A 16,776-nucleotide genomic window follows, 5' to 3' on the forward strand; every position below is an offset into this window, starting at 1 on the left:
TCGAAGTGCCGCCGGGCCACGCGATGCAGCCCGGCGGATGGCGTTCGTTGTGTTACTTGACCGGTTCGATCGGGCCTTCGGGCGCCTTCAGGTTCCCCCAGAAGCGGGCCTCGTCCACGTTTTCGGGCGTGATTGCGGCGCCGGGGATCTTGAGATCCGGGCCCCAGTCTTCGATCGTCAGTTCCGACTCAAGGCCGAGCACCTCATACATGCCGGGCTCCAGCTCCTCGCCGTTCGCGACCTTGTCAGCGAACATCGCCAAAGCCGCGGCCTGGGCATAGAGCGGCTGCTCGACTTCGACTTGCTCCCAACCCTGCCGGATCAGGTCGAGGCCCACGGGCGCGCCGTTGGAGGACACCAGCATCACGTCGCCCGGCTGCTTGCCAGCGGACTCGAGCGAGGCGACCGCGGCCACCGCCAAGTGCGCCGCATGCACGAAGATCAGGTCGATATCGGGGTTCGCCAGCAGTTGATCTGCCACGATAGAGCCGGCGTTGGAGGCTTCCCACTGCATCGCCGGTTTGGTGATAATCTCGACATCCGGGTAGTCGGCCATCAATTCCTCGAACCCCTTCTGGATATCGAGCGTGTACGGGTCGCCGGGATCGCCGAGAACCTGCAGGACCTTGCCTTTGACCTCGCCATTCTTCTCCTCAAGGAGCCGCTGGATTTCGCCGGCGGCAACGTGACCGATCTCGACCGTTCCCGCGACCGAGGTGAAGTCCGACTCCGTCGAGGTGATCTGCCGGTCGAAGATCATCACCGGCACGCCGGCTTCCCGCGCCTTGTCGATGTAGGGCGCCAGCGCGTTGAAATCGACGGCCGCAAGGATGATGGCCTTGGGATTGGTCAGGATGGCCGTGTCCATCTGCCCTTGCTGGACGTCGGTCTTGTTGTCGGCGTTCAGCGTTTCCACCTCATAGCCGACCTGCCCCATGAAGCTCTCGATCGCACTGACGGATTCTGTCTGGAACTCGTCCAGCAGCGTCGGAACCATGTAGTAGATCTTGCCCTTGTCCTGGGCAAAAGCGGCGGATGCGAGCGCCAGGCCCGCGACTGCGGCGCCGATGGCCGTTTTCAGAATACTTCTCATAGCCTGGTCTTCTCCCGTTGATATGCCGGGTCGGAATTGCCCCCATCCCCGTCCGTCCCGGCATCGGACAGGGTTCCACCGGTGATCAGGTCGATCACCTTTTCGGGGGTCGTCTCTTCGCGCTTCAGATCGCCCGCGACCGCGCCCTGCCGAATGACGACGAGACGGTCCGCGACCTGGAAGGCCTGTTCCATGATGTGCGTGATGACGATGACGCCGATGCCGCCGGCGGCGACGCGGCGGATCATCTCCAGCCCGCGGCGCGTCTGCTCCACCCCGAGCGCCGCGAAAGGCTCGTCGAGCACAACGAGCTTGCCGCCCCAATGCACGAACCGGTTGAGCTCGATCGCCTGACGCTGGCCGCCCGACAGGTTCTCCACATTCACCCGCAGCGATGGAATTTTGGTGCCGGCATTCCGCATGGCTTCGGCGACCACCTTCTCCATCTCGCGCTCCTGAAGAACCGGGATGCCGAGGTAGCGCTTGGTTATCTCGCGCCCCATGAAGAAGTTCGCGACAACGTCGGCGTTCGTGCAGAGCGACAGGTCCTGGTAGACGGTTTCGATTCCTGCCGCCTTGGCTTCCTTCGGCGAAGCGAAGTACCGTTCCTCGCCTTCGAACATGAGCCGTCCCGAAGATGGCGGATAGGTTCCGGCGATGATCTTCACCAGCGTAGACTTGCCCGCACCGTTGTCTCCAAGCAGCGCCACCACCTCACCCCTGGACACTGTCATATCGACGCCGCGCAGGGCCTCGATCGCACCGAAGTGCTTCTTGATCCGTTCCAGCTTCAGCAACGGCTCACCGTCGGTCATGCGGCACTCTCCTTTTCGCGGGAGCGATCGAGGGGATCGCCGATGTCGTCTTTCGGCTCGTTTGCCGGCGGCGGTTCCGGCGAGAAGACGCGGGAGACCGCAAGAGACGCGGCCCCTAGCAGGACAGCATCCGCGCCGCCGTCGGACAGCACAACGCGCGGGACCGTCCGATCCTGGCGCGCTGCAAGGGAATTGGGCAGGTCGTCAGCAAGCTCGAGCAACTTCCGACGCAATTCGACCGGGGCAACGCCGCCGAGAACGACGGTTTCAGGGTCGAAGAGGTTCTCGATGGTGACGATGGCCGCACGGAAGATCGGCGCGATCTCCTCCAGCCAGGCCTCCTCCCCGATCTCCGCGACCCGCCGGTCGTACGCTTCCAGTGAGACGTAGCGTTCCAGGCAGCCCCGGTTGCCACACGCGCACAGCTCGCCGCCGGGAACGAGCGGGACGTGGCCGATCTCACCGGCGTTTCCCCATGCGCCGCGCATCACGCGACTGTTGTAGATGATGGAACCGCCCAGCCCCACGCCGAGGAAAAGGTAGTAGAAATTATCCAGCCGGTCGCCGAGCCCATAGAGCCGTTCGCCATGAGCCGCCGCAGCGCTGTCCACGTCCACGAAGACCGGGAACGGGACCGCCGCCTTCAGGCGGTCGTACACGTCCACGCCGCCCCAGGTCTGCATCGTGGTCGGCCCGACGAAACTCATGGATTCGATGTCGAAGGGACCCGGAAGGGCCAGTCCGACGCCGATCACCCGGTCTGGCGACCAGCCGTCTACAAGTTCGGAGACCATGTCCGAGATCCATGCGAAGGCCCGGTCGGCTGAGATCTGGGTTTCTTGCAATACGCGCCGGCCGAGGAGCCGGCCGGACAGGTTGATGACCCCCGCTTCGATGCCGCGCGGCGTTACGTAGATGCCGCAGGCGCAGCCGCCGTCGGGGTTGACCTGAAGGGACGGCGCAGGAAATCCGCGGCCCTTCGGCTTGCCGGGCGTCAGGGAGACAAACCCACCCTCGTGAAGTTCGGCGGTGATGGTGGACACGGTCTGGACCGTCAGCCCGATCCGGCGTGCAATCTCGGCGCGGGAGATCGGCCCATGCTGGCGGATCGCCTCCAGGACAATCCTCCGATTGTGCGGTCGCCCCAGCTCCTGATTGGTCCCTTTAAGCATCGTCCTCTCCACGCGTGAATCGAGGATAGGGACAAATCCGTCTTTCAGTCAAATGATCTGAATTAAAAATTCGGGCAGCGCAAACTCAACGCGCGCTTGCACGGAACGCTGCCAATTGGCGGTCACGAAAGATTGGAAAGTGGGCGGTTCGTGGCGCCCTATTCGGCGGCAAGCCCGTTCCTGCCGGCCTCGCGGCTGTCGAGACGCCGGGAAAGTTCACGCCCGGCTTCGACGAGCGCGGCGCGATAGTCGGCGTAATGCGCCATGGCGTCCTCTTTGGGCGCCACGATGCAGACCGTGCTTTGGCACAGGCCGTCGGCATCGAGGACAGGGGCGGCAAAGCAGTGGGTGAAGTTGTCGGCAACACTGTCGAACGAAAAGAACTTCTCCGCCCACGCCTTACGCACGCTGGCGATGAAGTCTCGCGGCGCGATGGAGCCGCCATTGGAATACGTGAAGTCGTCCGGCGGAATCAGATCGAGGATCTCGTCATCGGAGAGGTGACCGAGCAACAGCCTGCCAGAGGCCGTCCATGGGATCGGGGTGCGTTCGCCGACGTCCGAACTGATGCGGAACGGGCGGCTGCCCTCGTTCATCATGGCGACGTAGTACTTGTCGCCATCCAGCATGCAGAGCTGCGAAGTCTCCCGTGTTTTCGCGGTGATCCCCTCCAGCACCGGGCGCGCGTGTCGCGTGACGTCGAACCCCTTGAGATAGTTCACGCCCCAGAAATGGAGTTTGCGCCCCAAGAAGACACGTCCCTCGGCATCCGTCCGTTCCAGCACGCCAGCCGTCGTCAGCAAACCGACGAGTTCGTAGATCGACGATTTGGGCGCCCCCATACCGGTCGCAATCTCGATCGGGCGCTGCGGTGCTCCCGCAGCGCACAGGTAATCGAGCAGGAGAAAGGCGCGTTCCAGGCCGCGTTCTTTGGTCCTTGTCTGCGGTTTCGGTGTCGACTGGCTCATCCCAAAGCAGATCCGTTTCCTCGGTCGGTCCACTTCACTTAGTGCATCCGGGTCAGGTTGTCTTGCGATAAGCGATACAGTCGAGTTCCACCTTGCAGTCCACAACCATCGACGACTGGACGCAGGCGCGCGCCGGCGGATGCTCCCCGAAATACTCTGCGAAGACCTTGTTGAAGCTCCAGAAGTCGCGGGCATCGTCCAGCCAGACCCCGATGCGCACGATGTCGGCGGCGCTGTAGCCCGCGTCTTCCACGATGGCGAGCATGTTGCGGATCGCTTGATGGGCCTGAACCACGATACCCCCGTCGATCACTTCGCCGTCCACCATGGGCGTCTGGCCCGACACATAGAGCCAGCCGTCGGCTTCGGTCGCCTTTGCAAAGGGAAGGGCCTGTTTTCCCGAGCCCTTTGATTCGTTCACACCATGTCTCTTGATCGTCATTGTCGGATCCTTCTCAGAATTTGGAGTTTTTCAGGAAGGCCGCGAGGCGTTCCGATTTCGGGTGGTAGAAAAGCTGGTCGGGCGAACCTTCCTCGGCGATGCGGCCATCCTGCATGAAGACGACCTTGTTCGACACGTCATGGGCGAACTGCATCTCGTGGGTCACCAGCAGCATGGTCATGCCGTCGGCTGCAAGCCCCTTGATCACCGACAGGACCTCGCCCACCAGTTCCGGGTCGAGTGCGGAGGTGACCTCGTCAAACAGCATGAGTTGCGGGTTCATGGCGATGGCGCGGGCAATCGCCACCCGCTGCTGCTGCCCGCCGGAGAGTTGGCCGGGATAGTGATCCTTCCGATCCGCCATGCCCACGCGCTCCAGCCAGGATTCCGCGGTGGCATAGGCTTCGTCTTTGGACATCTTGCGGGTTTTGACCAGACCCAGCATGACGTTGCGGATCGCGCTCATGTGGGGGAAGAGGTTGAACTGCTGGAACGCCATGCCGGTCATCGCGCGCTGGCGGGCAATCTCGCGCTCTCGCAGGCGTACCCGCTTGCCATTCCGCTCGACATAGCCGATCTGCTCGCCGGCCACCGCGACGACGCCCTCCTCGTAATCCTCCAGCAGGTTCACGCAACGCAGCAGCGTGGTCTTCCCCGACCCGCTCGCCCCGATCAGGCTGACAACGTCGCTCTTCTGCATTGTCAGGTCGATGCCCTTCAGCACCTCGACCGAGCCGAAGCGCTTGTGCAGGTTCCTGATCTCGAGAACGGGGACAGTCATGGGCGGACCTCAGGTGGGCAGAGCAACCTTGCGCTCGACAAAACGGCCGACCTTTTCGATCGTGAAATTGACCAGAAAGAAGACGAAACCGGCAAAGAAGTAGAGTTCTAGGCTCAGGTAGGTGCGGGAGATAACCTGCTGAACCGACAGCAGCAACTCGACCACCCCGATGATGGACAGCAGCGTCGAGGCCTTTACGATCTCCGTCGCCGTGTTGACCCAGGTCGGCAGGATCATCCGTAGCGCCTGCGGCAGCAGGACGGAAAAGAACGTGCCGAAGAACGTGAGACCGATCGATTTCGCGGCCTCCGTCTGACCGGCGGGGATGGCCTGTAGCGAGCCCCGAACGATCTCCCCCACATGCGAGCTGCAGAACAGCGTGAGGGCGAAGACGCCGGCCTGGAAGGCAGTGAGCTGAATGCCCACAACCGACAGGATGTAGAAGCAGGCAAGGATCAGCACGAAGACGGGCGTGCCGCGCAGAAAGTCGGAATAGAGCCGGACGATCAGCCGGACGAACCAGTTTCCGTAGGTCAACAGAAGCCCCACCACCACGCCAAGGATCGTTCCCATGACGATGGACAGGAGCGAAATCAGGATGGTGTTGCCAAGCCCGTGCAAGATCGGCACGCGGGCGGACCAGATGGCGTCGAGGGTTTGCAGAACGTCCATGCTGGCACTTACCGCGGGATCGCCAGCCGTGCCTCGACCTGTCGCAGCAGCGCTGCGATGATCGAACAGGCCAGGACGTACATCAGGCTCGCCACCAGCCAGGTCTCGATCACGCGGAAGGTCTCCACGTTGATCTTGCGGGCATAGAAGGTGAGTTCCGGCACCGCGATGGCAGCCGCGAGCGAGGTGTCCTTGAAGAGCGAAATGAAGTTGTTGCCCAGGGCCGGAAGCACGTTCCGGAACATCACCGGGATGGTGATGAGGATCTTGGTTCGGAATTCGGTGAGGCCGATGGTCAGCCCGGCCTCCCGCAAACCGGGCGGAAGCGAGACGAGACCGGAGCGGAACACTTCGGTCAGGTACGCGCCCGAGTAGATCGCCAGGGTGACGATGAAGCTCTCGATCTTGCCGAGCCGCACGCCGAGTTGCGGCAGGGCGAAATAGGTGAAGAGGATCAGGACGAGGATCGGCGTATTCCGGATCGCGGAGACATAGGCCGTGGACACCCATCGAACCGGCGCGTGCCGGGAGAGCATTCCAAAGGCGGCCAGCAGACCGATCAGACATCCAATCGCGATGGAGACCACGGCCAGCACAAGGCCAAGCCCCAGTCCGGAAAGCAGCAGGTCGAAGTCCCGCCACACCGCCGCGAAGTTGAAGTCGTAGTCCACTGACCGCCCTCGGGAGTGCGCTTGTCTACTTGAATTCGACCGGGAAACCGATTTGCGGCGGGTCCAGCTTCACGCCGAACCACTCCTCGAAGGACGCGGCGTAGGTGTTGAACTCGACACCCGTCATCGCCTCGTGCAGGACCGCGTTTACAAAATTCAGCCAGCGCTGGTCGCCCGGCTTCACCGCGCAGCTATAGCTCTGCGGGTTCCAGCCATAGCCGGCGTCGGCGTAGCGGTCCGGATTCTGCTTCATGAACCAGCTCAGGGAGGACTGGTCGGTCGCCGCTGCATCTGCGCGGCCGGAATTCAGCGCTTGGTAGATCAGATCGACGCTCTCGTACTGGTCGACCTTGGCGTCGGGCAGCGCCTCATGCACCATGTCCTCGGCATAGACGTTCTGAAGCACCGAAACGGTCACGTCGGAGCCCGCCCCTTTCAGCGCTTCGTAATCGGCATAGTCGCCGTCGGCCATCATCATCAGGCCCACGCCTTCCCGGTAGTACGGAACGGTGAATTCGACCTGCTGGGCACGACCGGCGGTTACGGTCATGAACTGGCAGGTCACGTCGACCTTGTCGGTCGCAAGGTTCGGGATGCGGGCATCGCCCGACTGGTTGACGAATTCGATGGCGTCCGGGTCGTCGAACAGACCCTTGGCGATCAGACGAAGCATGTCGACGTCGAAGCCAACCAGTTCGTTGCTGTCGTTCATGAAATGCCAGGGCGCGTTCGTGCTGCCCGTGCCGGCGATCAGACGCCCGCGGTCGAGCACATCCTGAAGTTTGTCAGCATGAGCGGCACTTGCAAGGACGCCGCAGACGAAAGCGGTCGACCCATATCGGACCAGAGTAGTGAGCATGGGAGCCTCCACGTTGGGTGTTCCATTATACCGGAATGGATTGTGCTATTATGGAATGATGGTCCTTCCCTGCCCCGTCACTTGTCAACTGGAAATTGAGTGCACTGGGCTCGCAACGATTTTGCGTCCGGACGTTCGAGCAGTCCCCGCCGACCAGAGCTTGGCCGGTACAGGAGAGGCCACCCGCGCCCCAGACGGACTCTGACACAGCTTGGCAACTGTCACCTGAAACGAGATCTGCGGGAGAGCTGCGGACGATATTGCTGAAGGAATTAGCACAGGCGACGACACCGCTCGGACTTACGCGGGGACCGGGTGTCTCTCTGCTGGCGGGGTCCGTCAACGAGCGGCGCGCTGCATGAATTGCGCCTGCCGCCCATGAGGTTGCCACCCCGGAATCCAGGGTGTGTCAGACCATTTTGGATGGTTGGGAACGCCTAATTGGTCTCGCCCCGCATCATCAGAAACGACGACGCGGGACGAGTAAGCGAGCTCTAGCCGCTTGCCCTTGGCAGCAGGCCCCTAAATAGCCTCAGGCGACTTCCATAGAGCGGGACGGCGCATCCTGTGCGGTCGCGGTTTTCAGGTCTATCAGGTCCTTCATGACACGCGACAGGTCCGCGGCCTGGGTCACGCCGCCGAAGGCATCGTGAACCTGCCGATACAGGGCAAAGAGCTTGTCGTAGATCGCAGCCCGGGCCGGATCGGGCGTGTAGGTCGTATCTCTCAGGCTGGTCATCGCCGCGACGGCGTCATCGAGGCTGCTATGCGGCCCACCGACAAAGGCGGCCCCGATGGCAGCCCCGAGCGCGCAGGTCTGCTGCGAGGTCGACACCCGGATCGGCGTCTGCATGACATCCGCATAGATCTGCATCAGCATCGGGTTCTTTTCCGCGATGCCGCCCGCGGCAATGATCGTGTCCACCCGCGTGCCGCACTCCCTCAGCCGCTCGAGTATCACCCGCGCGCCAAAGGCGGTGGCCTCGATCAGCGCTCGATAGATTTCGGCGCGGCTGGTGTGCAGGGTCTGGCCCAGGATCACGCCCGTCAGGCGCTGGTCGACCAGAACCGTGCGGTTGCCGTTATTCCAGTCCAGCGCCAGCAGGCCCGACTGGCCCGGCGCCAATTTCGCAGCCTCGTCGGTCAGCGTGCCATGCAGGGCGCCGTCCCCCTGGCAGATACCCTCGACCCACCATTTGAAAAGATCGCCGACGGCCGACTGACCGGCTTCGATACCGTAGACCCCGGGCAGGATCGACCCTTCGACAATCCCGCAAACGCCCGGAATCGTTCCGGGGTTGTTTTCCGGAGACACGATCGCGCAGTCACAAGTGGACGTGCCGATCACCTTGACGAGCGCACCCTCCTGGATGCCGCACCCGATCGAGCCGTAGTGGTTGTCGAAGGCGCCGATGGCGATGGCGATGCCTTCCGGCAGGCCAAGCCGCTCCGCCCATTCTGCGCTCAGAGCGCCCGCCGGGGTGTCCAGATCGTAGGCCGTGTCGTAAAGGCGCTCCCGCAAGTCCGCGAGTGCCGGATCGAGCTTGGCGAGGAATTCGGCGGCCGGCAGCCCACCCCAGGCCGGATTGTAGAGGCCCTTGTGACCCGCCGCGCACACACCACGCACCACCTCCGACGGCTTGGACCGCCCGGCCAGGACGGACGGAACCCAATCGGCGAGTTCGACCCAGGATGCCGCTGCGTCGAAAACGTCCGGCGCGACATTCTTGCAGTGCCAGATCTTCGCCCACCACCATTCCGACGAATACGTGCCGCCACATATGTCGAGGTACTCAGGACGCTCCTTTTGCGCGATGCGCGTAAATTCCTCTGCCTCGCGCCAGCTCGTATGGTCTTTCCAGAGCCAGCACATCGCCGCCAGGTTGTCCCTGAAGTCGGGCGTCATGGAAAGGGCACGGTTGTTGCCATCGACCGGGAGGGGACTGGAGCCAGTGGAATCGACACCGATGCCGACGATTTTGGACCGGTCGAAATCGGTGTGCTCCGCCGCTTCCTCCAGCGCGCCGGCAACCGCGTGTTCAAGACCGTAAAGGTAGTCCGCCGGATTCTGGCGGGCGAGGTTGTGGTCCGTCGGGTCAAGCAGAATGCCCTGATGGCCCGAGGGATAGTTGACGACGGCCGATCCGATAATCGACCCGTCGCTGCAATCGACCACGACCGCCCGCACAGAGTTGGTCCCGTAGTCCAGGCCGATGGAATAGGATTGTGCCATGTTGTGACCTTCCACTTTTCGCTTTGGGGTCATCCTCGCGCGCCTCGTATCAAAGTCAGTCGCAAGAGACCTTTCTGATGCAGTTCCGGTGCTTTGCACTCTTTCGATCTTTGACGGCCCATTCGGGACGATGCACGCGCCCGGACAGCGTGACCGGACGCCATTCAATGGTTGGGAGCCGCTTTCGGTCAAGCATCGCGGGGGCCATCCGTGCGAACGGCGTTCACATCTCGTCAGAGCGCGACGAACGGCTCCAACGGATCGATTGACCGGATACCCTCCCTTTCAGCGCCCCGTCAGGCGGGATACAGCGCGCTTTCTGACTTCTCCTCCGTTTCCCATTGTGCAGGTTTCCACGGATGCGCACAGACGCCAAACGGCCATTGATATGGACAATTCTCCTTTTATCCGCCGAGCCAAATCGCGTTGGTTATCCATGGCGTGTGCGAGCGTCGGTTTAGAAGGGGCCACGTCGCGGCCGCCCTCATCCATGACCATCCTGTTCCCTCTCGGGCCTAGGCTCGTTGGGTGCCGCATCTAGTCCGCCATCAGTTGCGGGATGCCACGGGCCTGAAGCAGCGCGACCACCGCGTCCGGCGATCTTCCAAACGACTGGTCTATGGCGTGCTTCTCGAATTGGAGCGTGAGCGAATACATCGCCCCCTCCCTCTCGCCCGTTGGTGTCAGACTGTAGCCCGTCATCCGCGCAAACGGCAGGAACAGCTCGCTCGAGGCATAGGCAGAATCGTGGTGCCCGCTCGGGTCCGTGTCGCGGCTTACCAGGACCAGTTCGTGCGGCGTCTCCAGAACCATCATCCCATTTGCCGCGCCTTCCCCCTCGCCCGCCGAGCCGAGGTGCGTGCTCCGCGGCTCGAAGTGGATGGCGGTCACAAGGCCCGGACCCCGAAGCTGGATCTCGTGCAGGACCGAGCCGAAAAACACTTCCGTCGCCGGTATCTCCACGGCATGCTCCGTGGCCCTTTCCGCGTGGGTGGGATCGACGTCGGGTCCGTTCAGATGCTCTCGCACGAAGTCCGTCGCCGTGTTGATCGTGTCGACCGACACCCGGTTGTACTCGAGGTCGACCCGGGAGCCGTCGGCGGCGTAGATTGTCCAGACGCCCTTCAGAAGGTCACTTTCGCAGCCGATGGCCGCAATTCGGTCCCACGGGAACTCGAGCGTATAGATGCCGTCAGGACCGAGCCGCCGAAGCGTGAGGCCGCGCCCAAAGAGCGCGATTACGTCCCGGTAGAGGTCCATGCCCGGTCGCAACTCCCGGCGATCCTCCTTCCGCGGCACCTTGAGCAGGATGCGCGCATCCTTGTCGGCCGCGTAAAACGGACGGAAGCGGGGCGGCATATCCTCTTCCGACGCCACCTTCACGATCCAGGGGCCGTAGGCGTTGTATTCCTCCCGATCCTCGGGGCTGGCGGCATGATACCAGTGCAGCGGCTTCTGCCTCGTTTCCAGGTCTTGTTCCATCGTCTCCTCCTCCAGCATTTCGAGATGCTCGGCGATCAGGCCAAGCCCGTGTGCTGCCTCCGCGATTTTATCGGGCGCCATCGTCGCAAACAGGGCATCGAGTCCCCTACGTCGCTGCCGGGCCAGGTGCTCGGCAAAAGCCTGTCCGGCCGGAGTCAGGCGCACATGGTACCGGCGCCCGCCTCGCGCCATGTCACGACGCATGACAAACCCAAGGCGCTCCAATCGGCGCAGAACCGACGTCAGGCTCCCTTTCTGCATGTTGAGGTGCCGGCTGAGCTGCGTCGGTGATAGCTCCTCCCGCTGCGCCAGGACAGTCGCCACCTTGATCTCGCTTTCGAGAAAGCCTCGTCCCTGGAAGCGCGTCCGGTGCAGGATCGGATCGATGTGGATTCGAAAGAACAGCATGAACGCGTCCATGTTCCGATCCAGATCTTCGTTGGGAAAGGTCATGAGGTCATCGCTCTGTTAGATATCTAACTTACGCTATTGCTGGGTTTCGTCAAGAATCCCGTTGGCTGGCCCCGGCTGATCGGCATGCACCGAAAAAAGGAGAATCGTCCATATCAATGGCCGTTTGGCGACTGTCGTGTCTGGTATTTTCCTGAAAGAGTAGATCCCGGAGGACAGAACAGACAGCGTTTTGGACCCCGCATGGCGGGACGCTGTTCCAAGGGAGGTCATCGGAGAAAACGGTTGCGGCCGGGCGAGTTCGACACTCGACCCTACGGCACAGCGCTCTACGGCGAACGCCACACGCAGCCCCACCCCCGAATTGCTTTCCATCGCGAACGGCGCTCCGAAGTGTAACGTCAACAGCGTGCCTGACGGTGCGCATGTTCGGGAGGAAGACTTGATGAGAAAGTACAACTGGACATCGGCTCTGGCCATCGGCGCCTTGGCCTTCGCGGTCGGCACCGCCGCGGCGAATGCCGAAGGGTTCGTCGGAATCTCCATGCCGACGCAATCGTCCGCGCGGTGGATCGCCGACGGCGAGAACATGGTGAAGCAGTTCGAAGAGGCCGGCTACACCACTGACCTGCAGTACGCTGAGGACGACATCGCCAACCAACTTCAGCAGATCGAGACGATGATGCTGAAGGGGGTGAACGTGCTGGTCATTGGTGCAATCGACGGCACCACGCTGTCGGCCGCGCTCGAGAATGCCGCCGCCTCCGACATCAAGGTCGTGGCCTATGACCGGCTCATCCGGGATTCCGGCAACGTCGACTACTACGCGACCTTCGACAACTTCCAGGTCGGCGTCATCCAGGGCACCTCGCTCGTCGACGGCCTGAAGGAGCGCTTCCCGGACGAAGAGGTCTGGAACATCGAGGTCTTCGGCGGCAGCCCGGACGACAACAACGCCTACTTCTTCTACGACGGCGCAATGAGCGTGCTTCAGCCGCTGATCGACGAAGGCAAGATCAACATCGTGTCCGGCCAGACCGGCATGGATACAGTTGGCACGCTCCGTTGGGACGGCGCCGTCGCGCAAGCGCGCATGGATAACCTGCTTTCCGCCAACTACACCGACACGCAACTTCACGGCGTGCTGTCGCCCTATGACGGCCTGTCCATCGGCATCCTCTCCTCGGTCAAAGGCGTGGGCTACGGCTCCGGCGACCTGCCGATGCCGATCGTGACCGGCCAGGACGCCGAGATCCCCTCGATCAAGTCGATCATTGCCGGCGAGCAATACTCGACGGTCTACAAGGACACCCGTGAACTGGCGCGCGTGACCGTGGGCATGGTCGATGCGCTGCTTGCGGGCGGCGAGCCGGAAATAAATGACACCGAGACCTACGACAACGGTGTCAAGGTCGTCCCCTCCTACCTTCTGAAACCCGTGCCGGTGGATGCGACCAACTGGGAAGATATCCTGATTGGCAGCGGCTACTACAGCAAGGATCAGATCGAGTGAGGTCCTCCCGGGGCGGCGCCTTTGGGCGCTGCCCCACCCCCGGCAAGAAAGCCATCATAAGGCTCCGGAGATTCCGATGAACGCTATCCTGGAAATGCGGAACATCACCAAGACGTTCCCGGGCGTGAAAGCTTTGAGCGACGTCAACCTGTCGGTGAAGAAGGGCGAGATCCATGCCCTCGTCGGCGAAAACGGCGCCGGCAAATCGACCCTCATGAAGGTGTTGAGCGGCGTGTACCCGCACCACCAGTTCGAGGGCGATATCTATTACAAAGGCGAGCCGCAGAAGTTCGCCAAGATCTCCGACAGCGAGGAAAAGGGGATCATCATCATCCATCAGGAACTCGCGCTGGTTCCGATGTTGTCGATCGCCGAGAACATCTTTCTCGGCAACGAGACCGCCAAGAAAGGCGTCATCGACTGGCACGAGGCGCATCAGCGGGCCAAGGAAGTGACGGCCAAGGTGGGCCTGCGGGAACCGACCACCACCAAGATCACGAACCTCGGCACCGGCAAGCAACAGCTCGTGGAGATCGCCAAGGCGCTGTCGAAACGGGTGGAATTGCTGATCCTGGACGAGCCGACCTCCTCTCTCAACGAGACCGACAGCGAGGCACTCCTGGATCTGCTGCGCGAGTTCCGGGCGCAGGGCATCACCTCCATCATCATATCGCACAAACTCAACGAGGTTGCCGAGGTCGCCGACACGATCACCGTGCTCCGCGACGGCCTGACGGTCAGTTCGTTCCCCTGTGACAAGTCCGTCGAGATCGAAAACCGGATCATCAAGGAGATGGTCGGCCGGGAGCTGACCAACCGCTACCCGCCCCGCGACGTCGCCATCGGCGACATGATGTTGGAGGTCAGGAACTGGAACGTCTACCACCATCTCCACTCCGACAGGCACCTGATCCGCAACGTGAACTTCAATGTCCGGGCGGGCGAGATCGTCGGCATTGCCGGGTTGATGGGCGCGGGCCGGACCGAACTTGCCATGAGCATCTTCGGCCGTTCCTACGGTCAGAAAATCTCCGGCGAAGTGCTTCTCAAGGGGCAGCCCGTCGACGTGAGCGACATCAAGAAAGCCGTCGCGCTCGGCATTGCCTACGTAACCGAGGACCGCAAGGAACTGGGTCTGGTTCTGGACAATTCCATCAAGCACAACCTGACGCTTGCCAACCTCGACGGGGTCGCCAAGGGGCTCGTGCTGGATGATATCGAAGAGCGTAACGTCGGCCGGGAATACATCGAGAAGCTCAACATCCGCTGCTCATCGATGCTGCAAGAGGTCGTCAACCTCTCCGGTGGCAACCAGCAAAAGGTGGTGCTCGGGAAGTGGCTCTATTCGCATCCCGAAGTGCTGATCCTGGATGAGCCGACACGCGGCATCGACGTCAACGCCAAATTCGAAATCTACTCGATCATCAATGATTTGGCGGCGGAAGGTAAAGCGATCGTCTTTATCTCCTCCGAGATGCCGGAACTGCTCGGAATGTGCGACCGGATCTATGTCATGAGCGAGGGCCGCATGGCGGGCGAACTGCCCGTAGCGGAAGCTTCGCAAGAAAAGATCATGCGAATGATCGTCAAGAACGATGGGTGAAGAAATGCAACAAGTTGCAAGCGGCCCGGCCGCGACGATGGAGCCGGAGAACAAAAACACCATCGCAAGCTATCTGAAGTCCAACCTTAGGGAATACGGCCTGCTTCTGGCGCTGATCGTAGTCATGGTTTCGTTCCAGATCATGACCGACGGCATCCTGATGAAACCGCTCAACATCACCAACCTGGTGCTGCAGAACAGCTACATCGTCATCATGGCGGTCGGTATGTTGCTGGTGATCGTCTCCGGCAACATCGACCTTTCCGTGGGGTCGGTCGTGGGCTTCATCGGCGCGCTGGCAGCGGTGCTGATGGTCAACTACGGGATGAACTTCATTCTCGCGTCCGCCATTTGCCTGGTCACCGGCGCGGCAATCGGCGCCGCTCAGGGGTATTGGATCGCCTATCACAAGATCCCATCGTTCATCGTGACCCTGGCGGGCATGCTCGTGTTTCGCGGCCTGACCCTGGCTCTGCTTGCCGGACAATCGATCGGCCCGTTCCCCGTGTCGTTCCAACGACTGAGCTCCGGCTTCATCCCGGACCTTCTGGGCTCCGGCAAGCCGCATATGCTGACGCTCGTGCTCGGCGCGGCGATCAGCCTTTACCTGGTTTACGCCAATGTCCGCCAACGGATGGCCGAGCAAAAGATCGCCAGACCCGAGGAGCCTTTCGCGATCTTCGTCGGCAAGAACGCCCTCATTCTGATCGCGATCAACTATCTGGCCTTCCTGATGGCCGGCTATCGCGGCCTTCCGAACGTGCTGATCGTCATGGCGCTGCTGATCTCCATCTACAGCTTCCTGACCTCTCGGACGACCCTTGGGCGGCGGATCTACGCGCTCGGCGGCAATGAGAAGGCGGCGAAGCTCTCAGGCGTGAACACCGAGAAGCTGACGTTCCTGACCTTCGCCAATATGGGGATGCTGGCCGCGCTCGCTGGCCTGGTCTTCGCCGCGCGTCTGAATTCGGCCTCGCCCAAAGCCGGCGTCGCGTTCGAACTGGACGTCATCGCGGCGGTCTTCATTGGCGGTGCCTCCATGTCGGGCGGGGTCGGCACGGTGGTCGGCGCGGTGATCGGTGCATTCCTGATGGGCGTTATGAACAACGGCATGTCGATCATGTCCGTCGGCATCGACTACCAGCAGGTCATCAAGGGCCTGGTCCTGTTGGCCGCCGTGATCTTCGACGTCTACAACAAGAAGAAGGCCGGCTAAGCCCTCTTCTCGCCCGGGCCGAGCGCACCCCTCCCCGCTGGCCCGGGCATCTTCCGGCCTCTGAGCCACCCTCCTTTCCACCCCCGCCGCGGCCATACCGCAGCAGACCCCCGACATTTGCCTGACGAAAGGAACCTGTTCGATGCTGAAGGACCTTCGCGACGCCGTGCTGGACGCCAACCTGGAGCTGAACCGGCGCGGGGTCGTGCTCTACACCTGGGGAAATGTCAGCGCGATCGACCGCGATAGCGGACTGATCGTCATCAAACCTTCCGGCGTGGCCTACGACGCGATGACGGCCGATGACATGGTCGTTGTCTCCCTGGACAACGAGGTCGTTTGGGGCAGCAACAAGCCTTCGTCCGATACCCGCACCCACACGGCGCTCTATCGCGCCTTCCCGGAGATCGGCGGCGTTGCCCACACACACTCCACCCACGCTGTAGCCTGGGCACAGGCCCGCCGTGCGATCCCCTGCCTCGGCACCACGCAGGCCGACTACTGCGCGGGCGAAGTGCCGTGCACCGCACCGCTCCCGCCCGACGAAGTGCAGCGCGATTACGAAACCGCCACGGGCGACGCGATCATACGGCGCTTTCAGGGTCTGGACCCGGTGGCGGTGCCGATGGTGCTGGTCGCGGGCCACGGCCCGTTCACCTGGGGCAAGGATGCGGACGACGCGGTCCACAACGCGGTGGTGCTGGAGGAGTCGGCGAAGATGGCCACGCTTACCGTCACCGTGTCCGGGCCCAATCCACAACCGCTGGAGGATTACGTGCTCGACTACCACTACCAGCGAAAGCACGGAAAAAACGCCTGGTACGGCCAGAACTGAGCTGGACCGC

15 protein-coding genes are annotated in these 16,776 nt (G+C 62.3%); 4 read left to right on the forward strand and 11 right to left on the reverse strand.

What is annotated here, in order from left to right:
- Nucleotides 1-52: 52 nt before the first annotated feature.
- The 11 genes from BM075_RS00955 to BM075_RS01005 all read right to left on the reverse strand — a co-directional run bounded on the left by BM075_RS00955 (nucleotide 53) and on the right by BM075_RS01005 (nucleotide 11,641).
- On the reverse strand, nucleotides 53-1,093 hold the full coding sequence (locus tag BM075_RS00955) for a sugar ABC transporter substrate-binding protein (protein ID WP_093358573.1): 1,041 nt from the start codon (nucleotides 1,091-1,093) through the stop codon (nucleotides 53-55).
- Nucleotides 1,090-1,908, reverse strand: coding sequence for an ATP-binding cassette domain-containing protein (locus BM075_RS00960; RefSeq protein WP_093358575.1), 819 nt, complete (start codon nucleotides 1,906-1,908; stop codon nucleotides 1,090-1,092). Before BM075_RS00960 ends, BM075_RS00955 begins: the two co-directional genes overlap by 4 nt.
- Complete coding sequence (locus BM075_RS00965) at nucleotides 1,905-3,080, reverse strand: ROK family transcriptional regulator (RefSeq protein WP_093358577.1); 1,176 nt, start codon at nucleotides 3,078-3,080, stop codon at nucleotides 1,905-1,907. The genes BM075_RS00960 and BM075_RS00965 overlap by 4 nt, the downstream gene beginning before the upstream one ends.
- A 158-nt stretch (nucleotides 3,081-3,238) precedes the next feature.
- Nucleotides 3,239-4,048 carry an IclR family transcriptional regulator gene (locus tag BM075_RS00970; RefSeq protein ID WP_093358580.1) on the reverse strand — a complete coding sequence of 270 codons (810 nt, stop codon included), beginning with the start codon at nucleotides 4,046-4,048 and terminating at the stop codon, nucleotides 3,239-3,241.
- A 52-nt stretch (nucleotides 4,049-4,100) separates the two neighbouring features.
- Nucleotides 4,101-4,490 (reverse strand): RidA family protein, encoded by a 390-nt coding sequence (locus BM075_RS00975; protein WP_093358582.1) that lies wholly within the window; start codon nucleotides 4,488-4,490, stop codon nucleotides 4,101-4,103.
- A 13-nt stretch (nucleotides 4,491-4,503) separates the two neighbouring features.
- Entirely contained in the window at nucleotides 4,504-5,271 is a 768-nt protein-coding gene (locus BM075_RS00980; RefSeq protein ID WP_093358585.1) for an amino acid ABC transporter ATP-binding protein, read from the reverse strand.
- 9 nt (nucleotides 5,272-5,280) lie between these two features.
- A complete protein-coding gene (locus tag BM075_RS00985; RefSeq protein WP_093358587.1) occupies nucleotides 5,281-5,943 on the reverse strand; it encodes an amino acid ABC transporter permease in 663 nt (220 codons plus the stop codon).
- 8 nt (nucleotides 5,944-5,951) lie between these two features.
- Nucleotides 5,952-6,614, reverse strand: coding sequence for an amino acid ABC transporter permease (locus BM075_RS00990; protein ID WP_093358589.1), 663 nt, complete (start codon nucleotides 6,612-6,614; stop codon nucleotides 5,952-5,954).
- Nucleotides 6,615-6,639: 25 nt separating this feature from the next.
- Complete coding sequence (locus BM075_RS00995) at nucleotides 6,640-7,473, reverse strand: transporter substrate-binding protein (protein WP_093358591.1); 834 nt, start codon at nucleotides 7,471-7,473, stop codon at nucleotides 6,640-6,642.
- Nucleotides 7,474-8,005: 532 nt separating this feature from the next.
- Nucleotides 8,006-9,706: a ribulokinase gene (locus tag BM075_RS01000; RefSeq protein WP_093358593.1), complete on the reverse strand. Its 1,701-nt coding sequence runs from the start codon at nucleotides 9,704-9,706 to the stop codon at nucleotides 8,006-8,008.
- Between the two features lie 537 nt (nucleotides 9,707-10,243).
- Nucleotides 10,244-11,641: a MarR family transcriptional regulator gene (locus BM075_RS01005; RefSeq protein WP_093358595.1), complete on the reverse strand. Its 1,398-nt coding sequence runs from the start codon at nucleotides 11,639-11,641 to the stop codon at nucleotides 10,244-10,246.
- Between the two features lie 403 nt (nucleotides 11,642-12,044).
- On the opposite strand from BM075_RS01005, the gene chvE reads away from it, so the two are divergent.
- From chvE to BM075_RS01025, 4 genes are all read left to right on the forward strand, one after another.
- On the forward strand, nucleotides 12,045-13,112 hold the full coding sequence (gene chvE / locus BM075_RS01010; RefSeq protein ID WP_093358597.1) for a multiple monosaccharide ABC transporter substrate-binding protein: 1,068 nt from the start codon (nucleotides 12,045-12,047) through the stop codon (nucleotides 13,110-13,112).
- Nucleotides 13,113-13,188: 76 nt separating this feature from the next.
- The gene (gene mmsA / locus BM075_RS01015; RefSeq protein ID WP_093358598.1) at nucleotides 13,189-14,715 is read left to right on the forward strand and encodes a multiple monosaccharide ABC transporter ATP-binding protein; all 1,527 of its coding nucleotides are present in this window, start codon (nucleotides 13,189-13,191) and stop codon (nucleotides 14,713-14,715) included.
- A 37-nt stretch (nucleotides 14,716-14,752) separates the two neighbouring features.
- A complete protein-coding gene (mmsB, locus tag BM075_RS01020; RefSeq protein ID WP_218152803.1) occupies nucleotides 14,753-15,931 on the forward strand; it encodes a multiple monosaccharide ABC transporter permease in 1,179 nt (392 codons plus the stop codon).
- 142 nt (nucleotides 15,932-16,073) lie between these two features.
- Nucleotides 16,074-16,766 carry an L-ribulose-5-phosphate 4-epimerase gene (locus BM075_RS01025; protein WP_093358602.1) on the forward strand — a complete coding sequence of 231 codons (693 nt, stop codon included), beginning with the start codon at nucleotides 16,074-16,076 and terminating at the stop codon, nucleotides 16,764-16,766.
- Nucleotides 16,767-16,776: the final 10 nt, after the last annotated feature.

Source organism: Tropicimonas isoalkanivorans, assembly GCF_900112335.1.
GTDB classification, from domain to species: Bacteria; Pseudomonadota; Alphaproteobacteria; order Rhodobacterales; family Rhodobacteraceae; genus Tropicimonas; species Tropicimonas isoalkanivorans.